Here is a 17,542-nt window from a genome sequence, read left to right as displayed (position 1 = left end):
TTAACAACATGATTCAATAACCATGCAGATACCTTAAATATTTAATATAGACATCTAAATACAAATAGATTACCCATAGACCAATGTCGCAAATTCCCCTTCGAATCGTCGTTTATATACCCTATCACTTCTGGTCTTATTCATCATTTTTGGAATCGTATTCTAATGGGGAATTATAATCCTTGCAATAGGGTTACCAATTTCAATCATATTTCATCGAGCGAATTACAATACTTCGATAAACACAAATACCTAACATATGAAAAACAAGATTCAGTTTGTTTTGAGGTTACTTATGGGACTAATGTTCCTAAACGGAGGCCTAAACAAGTTCTTTAATTACATCCCTATCCCGGAGGATCTACCTCCCAGAGTGATGGAGATGTTTGGTGCAATGATGACCATAACTTGGCTGATGCCTTTGATCGCTACATTCGAGATCATTGGCGCAGTACTTTTCGTCTTTCCGAGAACAAAAGCTTTAGGAGCTGTAGTACTCACACCCTTGATGACAGGAATTGTACTACACCACATCACATTGGGAGATCCAAATCCTCTCCCCTACATACTTGCGCTCATCCTTGTCTGGGTGATTTTTGATAACAAGGAAAAGTATATGCCTATGATTAAATAATTTAGGATAGGAATAAATCATAAGGAAGAAGGACAGGCCTGTAGGTTTGTCCTTTTTTTGATTTTAACAAAAGAGAAGTAATCCTTCGTCAAAGGTCAAATAAGAATAATTTTGTGGCGAACCTGATCAAAATCATGAGACTAGGACAATTCGCCAGAAAATACAATATACCGGTACAGGAAATCATTGACTACCTTCATGAAGAAGTTGGAGAAAATTTCCACCCAAATGTCAAGCTCTATGATGCCATTGAGTCAAAGGTGCTAAATCATTTCGAAATCCTCCCTTCTGATCCCATCAAGGAAGAAGCTGCCAACGAAGAAATCAAGGAAAAACCAGAGGAGCTCCCTACTCCTGAGTTGAGGGCAGAGACGCCCGAAGATGACATTGCCTCTGTGGAAGGTGAACTCTCATCGCCAAAAGACAATTTAGAAGCTGAGGATTTAGTAGTGCCCCAACAAGAAGCTCTCAATCCCAGGCATTCTGATGAGGAAATCATTGAAACGGATAAACTTCTGGAGATGCTTGAATCTGATGAGGGTTCTTCAGAGCTCGAGAAAATCAAGTTGATCCGGGCATCAAAAAGAGAACTCTCGGGCCTTAAAGTTTTGGGCAAAGTAGAACTCCCGGAACCAAAGAAAAAAACAGAACCAGAGGATAAGCAAAAGCTTCAATCTCATAAAAACCTGCGCTCCCAGCTAAGTGAAGAGGAGAAGGAAAGGCGAAGATTGAAAGCAAAAAGAAAGAAAGAAGCATTTGAGGCTCGTCGGGAAAAGCTCAGAAAGGAGCAGGAAGCACAACGACTGAAGGAGCTTAAAGCCCAACATTACAAACAAAAACTTCAAAATACGGAAACAATCAATAAGAAGCGAGAAATCCATAATGCACCTGAGGAGCAGAACCAGCAAACTTCAAATGGGCATACACCTGAACCTAAGACCTGGCTTGGCAAATGGTGGAGATGGATGAATACCTAAAGAAGAATTAATTATCATTCGCTTAAAAAACATCCTCCGCTTTGCACACTTTGGTGTTTTTGATTAATTTATTCTTCCATCATCGTTTCCAACTTGCCAGTAGTTAAGATTTTCATATCGTGCGCTACCCTATTATTGTCTCTTACTCTTTATCCCCAAAGAGAAACGGATAGCCTCATAAGCATTATTAAAAACCATAGGGATCCGATCGTTAAAGTAGACGCACTAAACGCTTTATCATTTTCACTTAGAGTCTCCAGCCCAGATAGCAGTCTCCTATATGGAAGGCAGGCTGAGGGACTGGCCATGCAGCATGACTATCCCCTGGGACTGGCAGATGCTAAGATGCGGCAGGCAATAGCTCATACGAATATGGGCAACTTCTACCCTTCCCTGCAGCTCTATCTAGAGGCAAAAACCATCTACGAATCCCTGAATGATCGGGGCAAGATTGCCTCATGCCTCAATAATATAGGCAGGTTGTATGGAGCAATTGATGATATTGAAAGATCGCTGGAGCATTATGAAGAATCTGCGATCATGTATGCTGAACTCAAAGACTATGACCGTGAGGGTACTTCCCTTAACAATATTGGATACATATATAAGATGCAAGGCAAGCATGAAGCTGCGCTCGATTATCTCCGTAGAGCACAGGATCGGGCTCAGGAGCTCTATGATTATGAGAAAGAAGTCTACCCCATTTACAATATTGGGAGTGTCTTTGTGCAGCTGGGGATTTTGGATTCCGCTTTTATCTATCTGAATGAATCGCTTGCCAGGGCCAGAAAATACCGAAACCAGTACATTACAGCCCTGAGCCTGATAGACCTGGGCAAAGCATATCTCCAACAGCAAAATTTTGATCGGGCAGAATCCAGCTTTGAAGAAGCTTTTAGAATTGCCAATGAAGCTGGTATGAGATCAGAAAGAAGAGATGCGGCAGAGCAGCTCTCCATTGCCTATGAAAGACAGAGTAAGCTTGAAGGAGCTTTACGATATTATAAGATGTTCAAAACCGAAAATGATTCACTTTTCAATCGGGATTTGGCGCAGCAAATGGCCTTTCAGGAGGCTGAATATGAATTTAACCAACGACGAATTAAGGATGAGGTGGAAAGGCGCAAAGCCGAGCTTGAAAACGAAAGAGTCTTGGCAAATGCCATTTGGATTCGGAATACATTGATCGTTGGCCTGATCGTCATGATCCTGATTACCTACCTCATCTACCTGAATTTTATTCGCAAGCGAAAGGCCAACGAGGCACTCCGAAAGCTCAACGAACAAATAGAATCCCAGGCAGAAGAATTGCGAAGGGCCAATCATGAGATAATCGTTATGAACAACAACCTGGAGACTGTGGTGAGTCGCCGGACGGAAGAGCTAAAACGTAGGAATCAGCAACTAAAAGAGTACCTCTCCTCAAACTCACACATCATACGTGCTCCTTTGGCCCGTATTCTTGGCTTGGTCGATTTGTATGAGCCTGGTGACACAAAGAATCTTGACTTTATCAACGAAAACATCCACAAATCTGCCACTGAGCTGGATCAGGCCCTTAGGGATATCAATGAAAAGCTAAGCGATGTGAATTAGCGAATAGCGTCTAATCCCTTATCCCAAATGGCTTGGGTTGAAAATCAGGTTCTTCCTGCTTATTCTCATTTTGCATTGGTCGACTTACCGGATCAAAAGCGATATCCCGGTAGAAAGGAATCTCGGTATACACGTAATTGTACTTTCCACCCGGACCGGTCAATTTGACCCAGTGCGTCCCCTCCCCCAGTTCACCAATGTTGAGATAAACAAGATATCCCCTTTGTCTGGTATGGGTATTATAGTGCATAAGCCAGGAGTCTGCATCTATTGGCTTATCGTCGAGCTGAATCTTGAAATACGATTGAGCGATCATTAATTTCAGGGCCGCTGCAGTGGTATCAGGATGCGCCTCTTTTAGAGAATCCAATGGCATAAATTCCTGCATCACGTCCTCACTTGTAATATTGGCAACAACAAACAATCGCAAAACATCCCCGGTAATAATGTCTGATGGAATCGACGCTCGCGTTGATGGACGTCCTTCATTTTGATCATTATAGTTTCCCGAATATGACATAAATCCCCGCCGATTTTCCCATAGTTCCAATTGACTAAAGGAGTCGCCCGAATAGGTAGAATCAGTAATGGACCCTGCACCAAAAATGCTCACGAGAGCAAAAAAAAGGAGGAAAGCGAAAAGGAACCATTTGTTGAAGTTGGTAACGATACCATAGTAAATGGGGCGATAAAAACGCGACAATGTAAGCACGCTCACAACCCTGTGCAGTGGCCAATAGATTTTAGCAAAGGCTTTGAACCTTCTGAAATAACCCAGGCTGATAAAATCAAGAAGGGCAATCAAACCAAGCCCAACCATGATTAGAACATAGACTTGAAAGATGTCAAAATAGACCCCCTGAAACCCCATATCAAAAACCAGGTAGGCAATAGTAAAAGGCAGTATCACAAGGATCAAAAAGAACAAGTACCCCCCTATCAGGCTCATGAACAGCATAAATGAAATACTAAACAATGAGCTGCTTATCTTCTCCAGCCGGATCACGATCTCTTCATACGAAGGTGTCCGGCCCACCTTCTCCTGAAACCTTCCGTGGTAATTCAACCTGTCATGCCGGATACCTTTTGGGAATGCATAGCTAAGGCCAACCATGCCAATCCAAATCCCTCTGCAGATTAAATGAAGAATCAGACCGGTAATAAGCCAGTAGATTCCCATCTTGAAGAGAGCTACCATGTTATCTATATCCTGTGAATTGCCGAAAATATTCAGCTTGAAATACGCAAGGAAGCCATCGAGCAGATCGGGTACTTTAAACATTCCATAAAGCACGATCCCTGAAAGAAGGATTTCCGGCTCCCAGCTCCGCTGCTGAAGCTCCTCTAGCCACTTAGGAATGATGCGATGATTAGGTTCTACTGACATAGTCTGATAAAACTAAGTAGATTCCTATTTATATCCATTTTGTGGCTAGAAGAAGATTCTAAAAACCAGATTCGGGGTGATTCCTAATGAATACACTCGGGTATCTATAAGCTCATTATCCAAGGAAGGTGTTGTTCTGAATTCGCGATTGAGCAGGTTTCGCCGATCGTACAGATTGATCACTGATAACCCTATTCGGTAGCGAATGTGATCGATTTTTCTGGCAGTGAATTCGTAAAGTGCAGAGCAGTCCAGCCGGTGATAAACAGGAAGGTTATTTCCGTTTAAAGCTCCATATACTATAGATACTGGCCCTTCTGCCCCCTCATCGCTTACATCCGTGTAGGATTTTCCAGTGTGCCACATCCAGCCAAGTGAAAAACTCCACTTACCCGCCGTATAGTTATTAGTCCAGCGCACCGTGTGCTCAATATTCCAGCTTCCAGGAAATGGTTCATTGTTGTTAAGGCCAGTAAAAGCATTTTCTGTACGGACATACGAATAGCTTATCCAGCTTTCATAGCTCGTCCATCGCTTCTTTATGAAAAGATCAGCTCCCCAAATCCTGCTGTCTCCCGATCTAAATTCATTGTCCTGAGGATTTAGGTAACCAAATATCAAAGTGGTCACATCTATTACCTTCTTGCGGTATCCCTCCAGATCTATTTGCCAGCCCTTCTTTTTGAATGCTGCACCGAGCGTCAGTTGGTGGCTCCTGATCACCGGGAATCGGTCACTGGAAGCAAGTGCCCACACTTTATTCTCAAGTGATAGATCACTTACAACCGACTCCTTTATCTGACTTGCTACCTGCGTTCGATACTCTCCTGACGTAGAAACTGAAATATGTCTGGTGAGTGATTTCTGCATATACAATCGAGGCTCTACATAAGTTTCTCCTAATTCTGCATAATGATTTAACCTGACGCCTGGCTGAATATGAAACTCATCGTCGGTGAATATATATTCTGTGAACATTGAGTGAGTTTGAATAGTGGTATTATCTGCGTCCAAAACAAGGTTATAGGAACTACCTGATGTCTCATAAGCGTATTGTGTTTGATTGTGTGAAAAATGATATCCCAGACTTATTCGATGCTTATCATTCCATATATATGATCCATTCAGGCGAGCACCGGATTCCCTCACTCTGTTTTTTTTGCTTGACCTGGTGACAGTATCGTCATCCGAAACAATGAAATCATATTGAAGAATGTATTTGGCATAATTAACGTCCATGTCAAAACTCCATGGGGCTGAAGCGTTTTTCCAGTTGACAGCCAATCCTTCATTAGCGTTTAGCAACATGTCATTATACGACTGATTTATGTCCATATTGATGGACTGAAAGTCCAGATCATTCTTATTGTATAAAGCATTGATTGACAGCTTATTATTTTTGTTTAACTGCCATATGATATTGGAGGTAAAATCATTGAAAAAGAATCGGTTGTTAGACTGTTGATTCACAGAAGAGCCTTCGCTGATTTTTGTATTTTGAAATACTCGATCCGCCATTTGATTGTAGGTGAAAGTTTCAAATACATCGGAAAAAGACCTACGAGCCGAAAGCTGAAGCGACAACTTAGATGATATTAGTGGCAAGTTCACAAAGCCATCCGCATAGATCATATTGGTTCCTGCTCCTCCGGAAATACGATCAGACGGCTCATCTCCGGTGGCGATATCTATTACTGACGAAACCCGATCCCCATATCTCGCACTTGTTCCGCTCTTAATGAAAGTAACCTTATCGGTAATGTATGGATTAAAGGCTGAGATCATCCCAAAGAAGTGACCCTGGTTGTACGTTTTGATTCCATTCCATAGTACCAAGTTTTGATCCGGTAGCCCTCCTCTTACGTGCAAGCCAGCGGCTGTTTCATACGGACTATTTACTCCAGGGGCTTGTTGAATACTTTGCAATAAATCCGGCTCCACTAATCCTGAGAGGGCTTTTAATTCATCCGGATCAATTTTTACTGCATTTAGATTTTTATGTATACCTGCTGCGAGGTAATTGCTCACTACCACTTCGTCCAGCACATTGACTGACTCGCCCAGTTTGAATTTGGGGCAGTTTGAAAAAGATAGTTCTTTTACATTTAGATGCTTAGTTTGATATCCCACTGACCTGATGGTAAGTCGAGCACCGTACGGTATGGAATCAAATTTGAAATAGCCACTCTGGTCAGTAAACACACCATCTTTTAAGGAATAGCTCACGGTAGCTGCTATCATTGGCTCACCTGAATAATCATTGACGTAACCACATAATGAAACAAGGTCTGAATCAACAAAGGATCGAACCACAACGTGATCATCCGTCAATCTCTCAAATCTTAAGCGGGTATGCTGCTCCAGCAAGGGAAGCACATCTGTCAAAGTAAGATTTGCCGTTGTATCAATTGAAATCAACTTTCCCTCTACTGTCCTATCCAGATAAGAAAACTGAACGTTGTGCCTTTCAGAGAGATACGACAAATAAGATTTCAAACTATCAGGCACTAGAGAACCTTCCTGAGCTAATACAGCACTGGATAGCAACCAAATAATGATTAGCAAGCGGTATTTCATAAAAACTATGGGCGAGCTATGATCACCACTTCGTCATTTTTAAGCTCATAGTCGAGCCCCAACGATGCAAAAACGATTTTCAAGGCAAGATCCAAATCATCATGAGGAAACGTCCCTGAGTAGAGCAGATTCTCATCAATGTTGTCTCCCGAAAAACGGACATTGTACTGATTTTTCAATGAGGCCAGCACTTGACTAACTGGCACACTTTCAAACGTAGTTTTTCCATCCAGCCACTCAGGTGATAAGCCAAGAATATCACGAGACACAAGCTGTAGTTTACCGATTCTTCTTACTGCCTTCTTAGGTTTTAATATTTCTACATCTCCATCACTTTCTACCCTTACACTCCCTTCAAAGCATTTTACTTCAAAAAAATCAGAGACATCCCTAACTGTAAACTGGGTTCCTAGCACCGAGACCGTTCCCGCATTTGTTTTCACAGAAAAAGTATTTCCCTTCTGAACTTTGAAATAGGCTTCTCCTTCCAGTTGCACACTCCTTATATCATCCTCCCATTCATCCTCAGAATAGGCTAGTGAGGAGTTGGCATTTAGTACCACTTCCGAGCCATCGGGTAGATTGAATGTATGCCGCTGACCTACTTCGCTGCTTATGGTTTTGATATCTGGGGTGAGCCTGGTAGTGTAGAAAATAAGACCAGCAGCAAATAGTACAATTGCAGCTGCTGCATAGCGCATATAATTGACCTTTCGTTTCGTTATTGTCAAGCGCCCTTTCTGCTGAGATTTTATCCGAGCCAAAAGAGCCTCTTCGTCAAATGAAGGGGCCTGTAGAGCTTCAGCACCAGTTATCAGTTTCTTGTAAGTAGCATAGTCTTCACTATTCTGAAATTCAGAAAGTTCTTCAGGAGTCAGCTCGTTGTTAAGCCACCTTGCCAGGAACCGATCATCATTAAACTTGCTACTCATATTTCTATTTCTTATTTCACAAACGCATGCGCTATTGTTTTACCCTACCCCCTAGACATCACCAATTTTAGCTCTTAGTTTCAATAGTGCTTTATGCATTGATTTTTCAATTGCCTTAACTGACACTCCCGATAGTTCTGCCATCTCCTTATAGGTCTTCTTCTCCACCCTGTTCATGAGGAATACTTCTCGTTGCTTGTCTGGAAGAGACGCAATTGCATCTGTGAGCCTGTCCATAAATTCCTTTTCCAGCATCACATACTCTGGGGACTCTTGATCAAGTTCGACCTTTACAGCTTGCCCTCTGTAATTGAGGTGAATTTTTTCTGATCGTTTAAGACTCGTGCTTAGATTGATTGCAATCTTGTAAAGAAAACCTTTGGCAGTATTCAAAGTGACTTTTGTGCAATTCTTCCACAAGCGTATAAATGACTCCTGAACTACATCGTCTGACTGCTCTGCATCCCCAAACTTGTAATAGATGAAATTTCGAAGTGATTTCGCATGATCACGATAGAAGGCATCAAATCTGGCCTCTTCACACAAAGGATCTTTTCTCTCAGACATTACAGATTTTAAAACTATCCGATTTTTCCATGATCTCAAACCAGTCGTTTTTTCTCCGGGAGGGGGTAGGGTATTCCTGATGCTGCTGCGTTTCATCACCAATCGAGGGAAACTCCCTCACACAAAAGTTGAAACTAAAAACGAACACCCATGAGATTATTGAAATCGTATGGCATTGCCACAGTAATTTTTACTGCTTTGCTAATTAGCGCCTGTGAAACCGAAGAAAATCCATGTCCCGGCGTGGATGTAAACGTTGAGATAGATAGTGCAAACATGAAAGCACACATCTCTGCCTCCGGACTGGAGAAAGTCGCATTTGACCTGTATGTAAATGATCAGTTGGTAAAGTCATTTGATGCGGGAGAACTTGATTCCACTGTCACAGCACTTACGGTGGAATTTGAACCCGGAGAATACAAAGTATGCGTGGTGGCAGAATTTGAGAACTGTGATCAACGTATTGAAGGGTGCAGCGAGTTTGTGATCAACGACCCAAGTGAAGAAACCTGTCTTGGTCTTGAGTTTGAGGTAGACAAACTTAGTGCTAACGAATTCAAGTTTATTCCCACAGTAGATGAAATTGAAGCTATCGAATATGGATGGTATGTTGATGGTGATCTTGTTTTGCTTGATACCATTATCGACAATGAAATAAGCTTCCTGATCTGGGATTTTTCTGCTGGAGAGCATACAGTCTGCTTAAAGGCTGAAAATGATGAATGTGGTGAAGTAGAGTATTGCAAAACTATTGTGGCAGAAATGGTGTGCCCGGAAGAAGTACACTTTGAGGCTGTTCAGGATAACCCAATGACATACTACTTCTATGCAGACTTTGAAGGGAAAGAGCATGTGGCTTACGATTGGTACGTAAATGATGATTTGGTAGAGCATGAAAATAAAGATGGAATGACCGATCAGAAATTGATCTGGCAATTCAATTCAGGAACTTACAATGTTTGCTTGGTTGTCAGTCAGGATGGATGCGATGATGTAGAGTATTGTGAAGAAATCGTCATAGAGGAAGTAGCGTGCGTAGACCTCTCCTATTCGGCAGAGTTAGTGGAAACTGATACCACTGATATTTACAAATTCATTGCAGATTTTGAAGAGCGAGATGATGTAACTTATATCTGGAAAATCTTTATCAATGACGATTTTCAGGGGTCAGAGGTGCGTGAAGCTGGAAGTGAAGATGACCACATCTTTTACTGGGAATTTGAGGAAGGAGTGGAATATGAAATATGCTTGAAGCAATACAGTGGCTGTGTAGAAAGCCAGGTATGCAATGTGTATTCAATCCCATAACTATTTAGGTTGGTCGATAGAAACCTGCCCGAATAATCGGGCGGTTTCTTTTTTTCCTTTTTAACCCCTTAATTTTAAAATTCTTCCAGTGGATAAACCCATGAATAAACATGTAGTAGTATGGATCTTCTTGAAGACCCTTTTTCAAATAGGGCTCCTTAGCCTTATGCTACTGCTCAGTGGGTGTATCAATGATGATGCAATTGACTTTCCAGAAGAACCTGATTTCACCTCATTCTCCCAGAGTACTGCCATTATCTCCCTATTACGATCTGTTAAAAACAATACACTCTCAGAGGATCAGGATTGCTTTACTTTATTCTATCCAATTGAGTTGGGATTCAATAATGACATTACTATAACTGTAGGTAGCTACCAGGCATTGCAAGAAATTACTGAGGATGTAAACACTAATATTCATATCAATAAAGTGGAGTTTCCAATACTGGTTTCAAAGGCAGGAACAGTGAAATCCATTAAAAGTGAGTCTCAGCTAACACAATTGCTTGATGAATGTGGTCTCCTCACTTTAAGAGATGAATTCGACAAATACTTTACTCAGTGTTTTGATTTTGCCTATCCCATAAAAATGATTGCAACTGATAGTAGTCAGGTTAAAATAGATTCACTTGGAGATTATTTTGATTTCGAATTTGAACAGGGGTTTGACAAACAGCCTGTCTTTGTCTATCCGTTGGAAATCAACAGTTTTTCAAAAGATCAAAAACTACTTATCAATAATGACTTTGAGCTATTTGAAGTCTTTGATATGTGTGATAGTTGTCCACAACTCTTCTTTAGTATTGATTGGGCTGAAGATACAAGGTATGTTTTTGAAGCAGACTTCCCGGGGATAGATGAACTCGAGTCATTTGACTGGTACATTGATAGAATCAAAGTAGAAACAGATGGTGCCGGTGTAGACGGAGATTTCAAATTGGAAGAAACATTTAATGAGGGTACCTATGAAATCTGCATCAAAACTCAAGCGCCTGAATTTGATTGCTTTGCCGGAACATCATATTGTACCACACTGGAAGTGGTAGATCCATGTCCTATATTATCCATCGAGGTAAATCCAATAGAAGCAGATTCAATTCAATTCATAGCAACTTTCGATAGAAAGGACGAGATAGATTACACTTGGGCCATTTACCAGGATCAGGATTTGATCTTCTTTGAGGAAGAACTCGAGGGAGGCGACAACAAGTTTGGATACCAGTTTGATCCTGGAACGTACAATGTATGTCTTGAAGCAGAGGTGCATGGATGCTCCACTGTCTCTAAAGTATGTGAGGAGATCATAGTGAACTAGAATTGATCATTCTGCCAGATAAAATTCTACAGATTCATTTCTTGAATTATACTTGCCAGAATGGGTAATAATCAGCTATGGATAAGATTTTTAAAAGAAACTCTTATCGTTTTCCTTTGCCTTTACTCCATCACTTCATCAGGCCAAACCAAAACTATTAGCCTCAAGAAGAATCAGATTCTGGTGGTATCTGACTCACTAGTGATAGCCAAAAATGATACAACGGTACTTCTCCCAAAGGAAACCGAGTATCAGGTCTACGACAACAAATACATCCTGTCTGATGGTTTTTATGATTCCGTCTACTCAGTAGCCCAGCGAAGCAGGATCACCAAAGAACTCTACCACCTTTTGATCACCAACCGGCCACCGGACAATTCCCTAAGCGAGGACCCTGTGAGAAGTGAGTCATTCTTCGAAGGGTTTGAGGGAAAGACCATTGCTTCTATCAATTATGTTCCGGTAGAGCTTTTCGGCGGCTCTGTCAATGACACAACACTTAAATCTCAATCCACCATTGGAAAATTGAGCAACAAACTGCATAACAATACAACCAAAGAGGTGATTTTTAAGCACCTTCTATTCAAGGTTGGCGATCAGGTGAATGCCTACAAAATGGCTGACACGGAACGTATCATCCGATCACTTACATACATTGAAGATGCGAAAATTATTTTGAGGATAAATCCTAAAGACCTAAGCACTGTAGAAGCCACTGTGGTAGTTAAAGATCGATTTCCATGGGCTGTGGATGCCTCCGTTAATAGCAATGACGCATTGAGACTGGGTTTTACCAATCAAAACATCCTTGGCACTGGAAATGAATTTGGGGTCGCGTATCTGAGAAATGATGAAGAGCTGCCAATAAATGGATTCGATGCACACTTCACAATGAGGAACATAGAAAATACATTTATAGACGGTACGGTGTTTGGTTCCAACAATTACCTGGGCAAAAGCAAGGGAATCACCTTCAAAAGGGATTTCATCTCTCCAGAGATCAAATATTATGGGGAAGCTACCATTGAGCATGTGCAGCCTATTGCCGACCTAGAATTTGCCGACTCTATTTATGAAACTGACTTCAAGATCGATCGGAAAAGCTATGACCTATGGGCCGCCAGATCCTTCTTTTTGGGTCAGCGAAAAAACATCAGCCCGGCTTTAAGGATTCAGCACGACAACTTCTCCGAACGACCCCCGGTTGCAGCAGACAGCAATGATATTTACCATGATCACCACTTCCTCATTGGGGCGCTTTCCTACAGCAAAATCAATTACCTCAAAACCAAAAATGTCCTATCATTCAACATCACGGAGGACGTCCCGGTTGGGTTCATCTATTCGGTGTTGTTTGGAAAAGACTGGACAGAGTTTGGTGAGAGAGACTATCGGGGCTTCCGTACCATCTATGCGACTTACAATAAAACAGCCGGCTACTTCCTTCTTAATCTGGAGTCAGGATATTATGAAATGGATGGCCGTAAAAACAATCGTGTGACCCAGCTGGATGGACGCCACTTCACTCCTCTCATTGATCTGGGAGCTGCCTATTCCAGGTTTTTTACCAGATTCCATTACTTCGACGGAGACGACCTCTCCATCCCACTCTCCCAATCGCTAGACGGGGAAAACAGAATCAGAAACATTGAAGGGAGGCAAATCAGCGGAAACAAGCTTTTTACCTTGACAACCGAATATGTAGTATTTCAGCCGTGGTACTTTTATGGATTCCGATTCGCTACCTACGCTCACCTTGGAGTGGGTCATGTGAGCGAATCACGTAACTTCAACCCATACAGCAACACTTACTATACCATGGGAGGCGGTGTGAGGATTCGAAATGAAAGTTTGGTTTTTAACACATTCGAATTTAGGGTTTCGCTGGTTCCAAATACTCCCACCGAGGGGCAGTTATTTTACTTCAAAGTGTCCCTTTCAACTCCTCAGTTTTTCAAAAGCCCCAATATTGCTAAACCTACGGTAGTAGGGTTTGATTAAACCCTGAGGAAATAGACTAGAAGCAAACGGACAATATTAACTTTGTTGCCTCAACAACTTTAGTATGTCAGAGCACCCCGCCACATTTCACTACGGAGAAGATCATTTGACTGCAGGCATTGCTTTATCCATCGCAAAAGGCATGACCAAAGGCATTCTTTCTGATACCGCAAGACAAGCTGTTCGAAGAAGTGCCGAAGATGTAAAAACCATCGCCAATGGGGATCGGGCTGTGTATGGAATAAACACCGGATTTGGCCCACTTTGTACTACCCAAATATCAAAACAGGAAACAGGCAAGCTCCAGAAAAACCTACTTATGAGCCACGCAGTGGGCTTGGGCGACCCCATAACAAATGAAATTGCCAAGCTGATGATGATCCTTAAAGTGCATGCACTGGCAAAAGGATACTCAGGCGTACAAGAATCTACCATTGATAGAATCATTTTCCACATAGACCGAGACATTATTCCGCTTGTGCCAGAGCAGGGCTCAGTGGGTGCCTCCGGCGATCTGGCACCTTTGGCTCACCTCTTTCTGCCATTGATTGGCCTGGGAAAAGTACACGTGGATGGAAACTACACAGATACAGCCTCCTTGCTTCAAAAGGAAGGATTGGAACCTATTGAACTGGGTGCAAAAGAAGGTTTGGGGTTAATCAACGGAACCCAGTTCATTGCCGCTCATGCAGTGAAGGTTGTAGAAAAATTACAAAATATTCTATCTCATGCGGACATCTCCGGCGCAATGATGATTGAGGGATTGCTTGCTTCCGTCAAGCCCTTTTCTCGAGAACTACACGAAATACGAGCTTACAAAGGAAGCAGGCATGTGGCTCAGCATATTAGTAAACTGCTTGCGGATTCTGAGGTGGTTCACTCCCATGCTAATTGTGCCCGAGTGCAGGATCCCTACTCACTGAGATGCATGCCCCAGGTTCACGGTGCTTCACGCAATGCCTGGCTTCATGTAAAAGAAATGCTGGAGATCGAGATCAACTCGGTCACAGATAATCCGATTGTGTTCAGTGCGGACCATACCATCAGCGGTGGGAATTTTCATGGCCAGCCTATGGCTCTTCCTTTGGACTATGCATGCCTTGCAGCTGCTGAATTGGGCAATATTTCAGATCGAAGGATTTACCTGTCGCTTGAGGGTGATACGCCGGGAGTGCCAAAACTTTTGCTGAAAGAGACCGGCACCAACTCCGGTTTTATGATTCCCCAGTATACCACCGCTGCACTTGTGAGCGAAAACAAAGGGCTTTGTTTCCCGGCTAGTGCAGACAGCATACCCACTTCACTCGGACAGGAAGATCATGTAAGCATGGGCTCCATTGGAGGTAGAAAAGCCCTTCGTGTAATTGAAAACGTAGAAAAGATTATCGGAGTGGAGATTTTCTGTGCTGCTCAGGCCCTGGACTTTCACCGACCATTGAAATCCAGTAAAATAATGACGGCCATTCATGATTACGTCCGATCCAAGATAGCGCATCTTGAAGCAGACACGGTAATGAATGAAATGATGCAAACCGCTGTGGAAATGGTGAAGAATAAAGAATTGGTAGCTGTGGCCAAAGAAGCAGCAAGCTACCATGGCATTGATTTACAAACCGAGTTCAGCGCTGAATTTGATCAGTATTAATCTCAAAAAATGACTTTTCAAGAACAAATACTTCAGGGAATACCTGTTAAACTCCCAGCTAGCAAACCACTCCAATCAGGAGTGAATAGAGCTCCTAAACGAAAAGACATTCTCTCACTGGATGAAAAGAAACTTGCAATTCGAAATGCGCTCCGCTACTTTCCTTCTGAATGGCATAGGGAATTAGCCAAAGAGTTTGCCGCTGAACTAAATGATTTCGGTCGCATCTACATGTATCGGTTTATGCCTGATTATGACATGTATGCAAGACCCATTGACGAATACCCGGCTATATCCAGGCAGGCTGCAGCTATCATGCTCATGATACAAAACAACCTGGATCCTGCGGTAGCGCAACACCCGGAGGAGCTGATCACTTATGGAGGCAATGGAGCAGTATTCCAAAACTGGGCCCAGTACCTGCTCACCATGCAGTACCTGGCCACAATGACCGATGAACAAACCTTGCACATGTATTCCGGTCATCCGATGGGGCTTTTTCCCTCCCACAAGGAAGCACCGAGGGTGGTGGTAACCAATGGCATGATGATCCCGAACTATTCACAGCCAGATGATTGGGAGAAGTTCAATGCCCTGGGTGTCACGCAGTACGGGCAAATGACGGCTGGCTCATACATGTACATAGGCCCACAGGGAATTGTGCATGGCACCACCATCACCGTGATGAATGCATTCCGAAAAAAGCTTGGACCAGGGGTCTCTCCTGCCGGCAAAATCTTCTTAACGGCCGGTCTTGGCGGCATGAGTGGTGCTCAGCCCAAAGCAGGGAATATTGCAGGATGCATCACTGTGTGTGCCGAGGTAAATCCGAATGCTGCCCATAAGCGATATGATCAGGGCTGGGTGGATGAGATCATTGAAGACATGGATGAGCTGGTATCCAGGGTAGTGAAAGCCAAGGAAGGCCATGAAGTGGTTTCCATCGCCTTTGTGGGCAATGTGGTGGATGTGTGGGAGCGGTTCTACGAAGAGAACATCCTGGTCGAACTTGGCTCAGATCAGACCTCACTCCACAATCCCTGGTCAGGTGGCTACTATCCTGTGGGGTTAAGTTTTGAAGAATCCAATGACATGATCCGAAACAATCCGCAGGGCTTCAAAGCCAAAGTTCAGGAATCGCTGAGACGCCACGCCGCTGCAGTAAATAAGCATGCCGATCGGGGAACCTACTTTTTTGACTATGGAAACGCCTTCCTTTTGGAATCATCCAGAGCTGGCGGGGATGTTATGGCTGAGAATGGCATTGACTTCAAATACCCTTCATACGTGCAGGACATCCTGGGCCCCATGTGCTTCGATTATGGATTTGGCCCCTTTCGGTGGGTGTGTACTTCTGGCAACCCGGAAGACCTTAGGAAGTCTGATCAGATTGCTTTGAAAGTCATGAAAGAGATCAAAGCGCAATCGCCCCCCGAAATCCAGCAGCAGATGCAGGACAACATTCGGTGGATTGAGGAAGCAGATAGCAACAAGCTGGTAGTAGGATCGCAGGCCAGAATCCTCTATGCCGATGCGGAAGGCCGATCAAAAATTGCAGAGGCCTTCAATCAGGCAATCAAATCCGGAGAGATTTCCGCTCCCATTGTGCTGGGTAGGGATCATCACGATGTAAGTGGCACAGATTCGCCTTACCGGGAGACAAGCAATATCTATGATGGAAGCCAATTCACGGCAGATATGGCCATTCAGAACGTGATCGGAGACAGCTTCAGAGGAGCTACCTGGGTTTCCATCCACAATGGTGGTGGTGTTGGCTGGGGTGAAGTGATCAATGGCGGGTTTGGGATGCTGCTGGACGGATCTGAAGAGGCCGACAGAAGGCTGAAAAGCATGCTTTTCTATGATGTAAATAATGGGATTGCCCGAAGAAGCTGGGCGAGAAACGATGAAGCCCTGTTTGCCATCAGGCGGGAGATGGAACGAACACCCGAGCTGAAAGTCACCCTTCCAAACCTGGTGGATGACAACATTCTAAATGATCTGGATTAGAGTTCTGCTACGTGCGGTTCTGATTCCCAGTTTCCAAAAATCCAGTTTCCACCAAGCGTGGTATCGCTCGAGGCAAAAAACTCCTCCACAGCTGTCATCAAATCATACCTGGAAAGCTTGTAGTTCTGTGTTTTGTCAAGCAGGCTAAACGCCTTGTCGCAATACGCCCTGTCAATACCGAAGATGTCGTAGAAATCCTCGTATTCCTTCTTGGAGATGAATCCATCCCGGTTTTGATCAAAGAAATCAAACATAAAGTTGAAGATCAGCTCTTTATAATCATCCAGCGTGTCTTCATCCCCTGAGAGAATCACCTTTTTCAGGAAGAAATCAACCCACTCATCTTCGGTTACCTGATTGAAACTAAAGGGCTTGATGTCCTTAACGAGCGAATTAAACAGCTTGACGGCCTTATCAGTGATGCGCTTATGTTCCTTGCTTCCAGGCTCATAATTAAGCCGTACGCGCACTTTTTCTACCATTTCAGAGAAGTCATCCATCTGGAGACATCCGTTGCTATTCAAATCAAGGATTCTGAAAAAGTATCCTAACTTCTTGCGTTGAAATTCTGCCGACATTTTTGACTGAGCTGT

Annotated in this window: 13 protein-coding genes; 8 read left to right on the top strand and 5 right to left on the bottom strand. The window is 43.2% G+C overall.

Features of this window, described 5'->3' with window-relative positions; genetic code table 11:
- Nucleotides 1-259 precede the first annotated feature (259 nt).
- The 3 genes from RLN88_RS10900 (at nucleotide 260) to RLN88_RS10890 (ending at nucleotide 3,207) form a co-directional block, all read left to right on the top strand.
- The gene (locus tag RLN88_RS10900; RefSeq protein WP_350221432.1) at nucleotides 260-634 is read left to right on the top strand and encodes a DoxX family protein; all 375 of its coding nucleotides are present in this window, start codon (nucleotides 260-262) and stop codon (nucleotides 632-634) included.
- A gap of 134 nt (nucleotides 635-768) precedes the next feature.
- Nucleotides 769-1,611: a hypothetical protein gene (locus RLN88_RS10895; RefSeq protein ID WP_350221431.1), complete on the top strand. Its 843-nt coding sequence runs from the start codon at nucleotides 769-771 to the stop codon at nucleotides 1,609-1,611.
- Nucleotides 1,612-1,704: 93 nt separating this feature from the next.
- Nucleotides 1,705-3,207 (top strand): tetratricopeptide repeat protein, encoded by a 1,503-nt coding sequence (locus tag RLN88_RS10890; protein WP_350221430.1) that lies wholly within the window; start codon nucleotides 1,705-1,707, stop codon nucleotides 3,205-3,207.
- A gap of 10 nt (nucleotides 3,208-3,217) precedes the next feature.
- On the opposite strand, the gene RLN88_RS10885 is transcribed toward RLN88_RS10890, so the two are convergent.
- The 4 genes from RLN88_RS10885 to RLN88_RS10870 are packed head-to-tail and all read right to left on the bottom strand — an operon-like array spanning nucleotide 3,218 to nucleotide 8,670.
- Nucleotides 3,218-4,594 carry a hypothetical protein gene (locus RLN88_RS10885; RefSeq protein WP_350221429.1) on the bottom strand — a complete coding sequence of 459 codons (1,377 nt, stop codon included), beginning with the start codon at nucleotides 4,592-4,594 and terminating at the stop codon, nucleotides 3,218-3,220.
- A 45-nt stretch (nucleotides 4,595-4,639) separates the two neighbouring features.
- The gene (locus RLN88_RS10880; protein WP_350221428.1) at nucleotides 4,640-7,171 is read right to left on the bottom strand and encodes a TonB-dependent receptor; all 2,532 of its coding nucleotides are present in this window, start codon (nucleotides 7,169-7,171) and stop codon (nucleotides 4,640-4,642) included.
- Nucleotides 7,172-7,176: 5 nt separating this feature from the next.
- Entirely contained in the window at nucleotides 7,177-8,103 is a 927-nt protein-coding gene (locus RLN88_RS10875; protein ID WP_350221427.1) for a FecR family protein, read from the bottom strand.
- A gap of 51 nt (nucleotides 8,104-8,154) precedes the next feature.
- Nucleotides 8,155-8,670: an RNA polymerase sigma factor gene (locus RLN88_RS10870; protein ID WP_350221426.1), complete on the bottom strand. Its 516-nt coding sequence runs from the start codon at nucleotides 8,668-8,670 to the stop codon at nucleotides 8,155-8,157.
- Nucleotides 8,671-8,820: 150 nt separating this feature from the next.
- Here RLN88_RS10870 and RLN88_RS10865 point away from each other — a divergent pair, with 150 nt between their 5' ends.
- The 5 genes from RLN88_RS10865 to hutU all read left to right on the top strand — a co-directional run bounded on the left by RLN88_RS10865 (nucleotide 8,821) and on the right by hutU (nucleotide 16,949).
- A complete protein-coding gene (locus RLN88_RS10865) occupies nucleotides 8,821-9,978 on the top strand; it encodes a hypothetical protein (protein WP_350221425.1) in 1,158 nt (385 codons plus the stop codon).
- A gap of 100 nt (nucleotides 9,979-10,078) precedes the next feature.
- Nucleotides 10,079-11,293, top strand: coding sequence for a hypothetical protein (locus tag RLN88_RS10860; protein ID WP_350221424.1), 1,215 nt, complete (start codon nucleotides 10,079-10,081; stop codon nucleotides 11,291-11,293).
- Between the two features lie 60 nt (nucleotides 11,294-11,353).
- Complete coding sequence (locus RLN88_RS10855; RefSeq protein ID WP_350221423.1) at nucleotides 11,354-13,294, top strand: BamA/TamA family outer membrane protein; 1,941 nt, start codon at nucleotides 11,354-11,356, stop codon at nucleotides 13,292-13,294.
- 64 nt (nucleotides 13,295-13,358) lie between these two features.
- Nucleotides 13,359-14,939, top strand: a complete 1,581-nt coding sequence (gene hutH, locus RLN88_RS10850; protein WP_350221422.1) for a histidine ammonia-lyase — start codon at nucleotides 13,359-13,361, stop codon at nucleotides 14,937-14,939.
- 9 nt (nucleotides 14,940-14,948) lie between these two features.
- Nucleotides 14,949-16,949 carry a urocanate hydratase gene (gene hutU, locus RLN88_RS10845; protein ID WP_350221421.1) on the top strand — a complete coding sequence of 667 codons (2,001 nt, stop codon included), beginning with the start codon at nucleotides 14,949-14,951 and terminating at the stop codon, nucleotides 16,947-16,949.
- Here the strand turns inward: hutU and RLN88_RS10840 are convergent.
- Entirely contained in the window at nucleotides 16,946-17,527 is a 582-nt protein-coding gene (locus RLN88_RS10840) for an EF-hand domain-containing protein (protein WP_350221420.1), read from the bottom strand. The genes hutU and RLN88_RS10840 overlap by 4 nt on opposite strands.
- Between the last annotated feature and the right edge of the window lie 15 nt (nucleotides 17,528-17,542).

Origin of the sequence: Ekhidna sp., assembly GCF_040223195.1 — a bacterium.
Classification (GTDB): Bacteria; Bacteroidota; Bacteroidia; order Cytophagales; family Cyclobacteriaceae; genus Ekhidna.
This window is presented reverse-complemented; position numbering and strand designations above follow the sequence as displayed.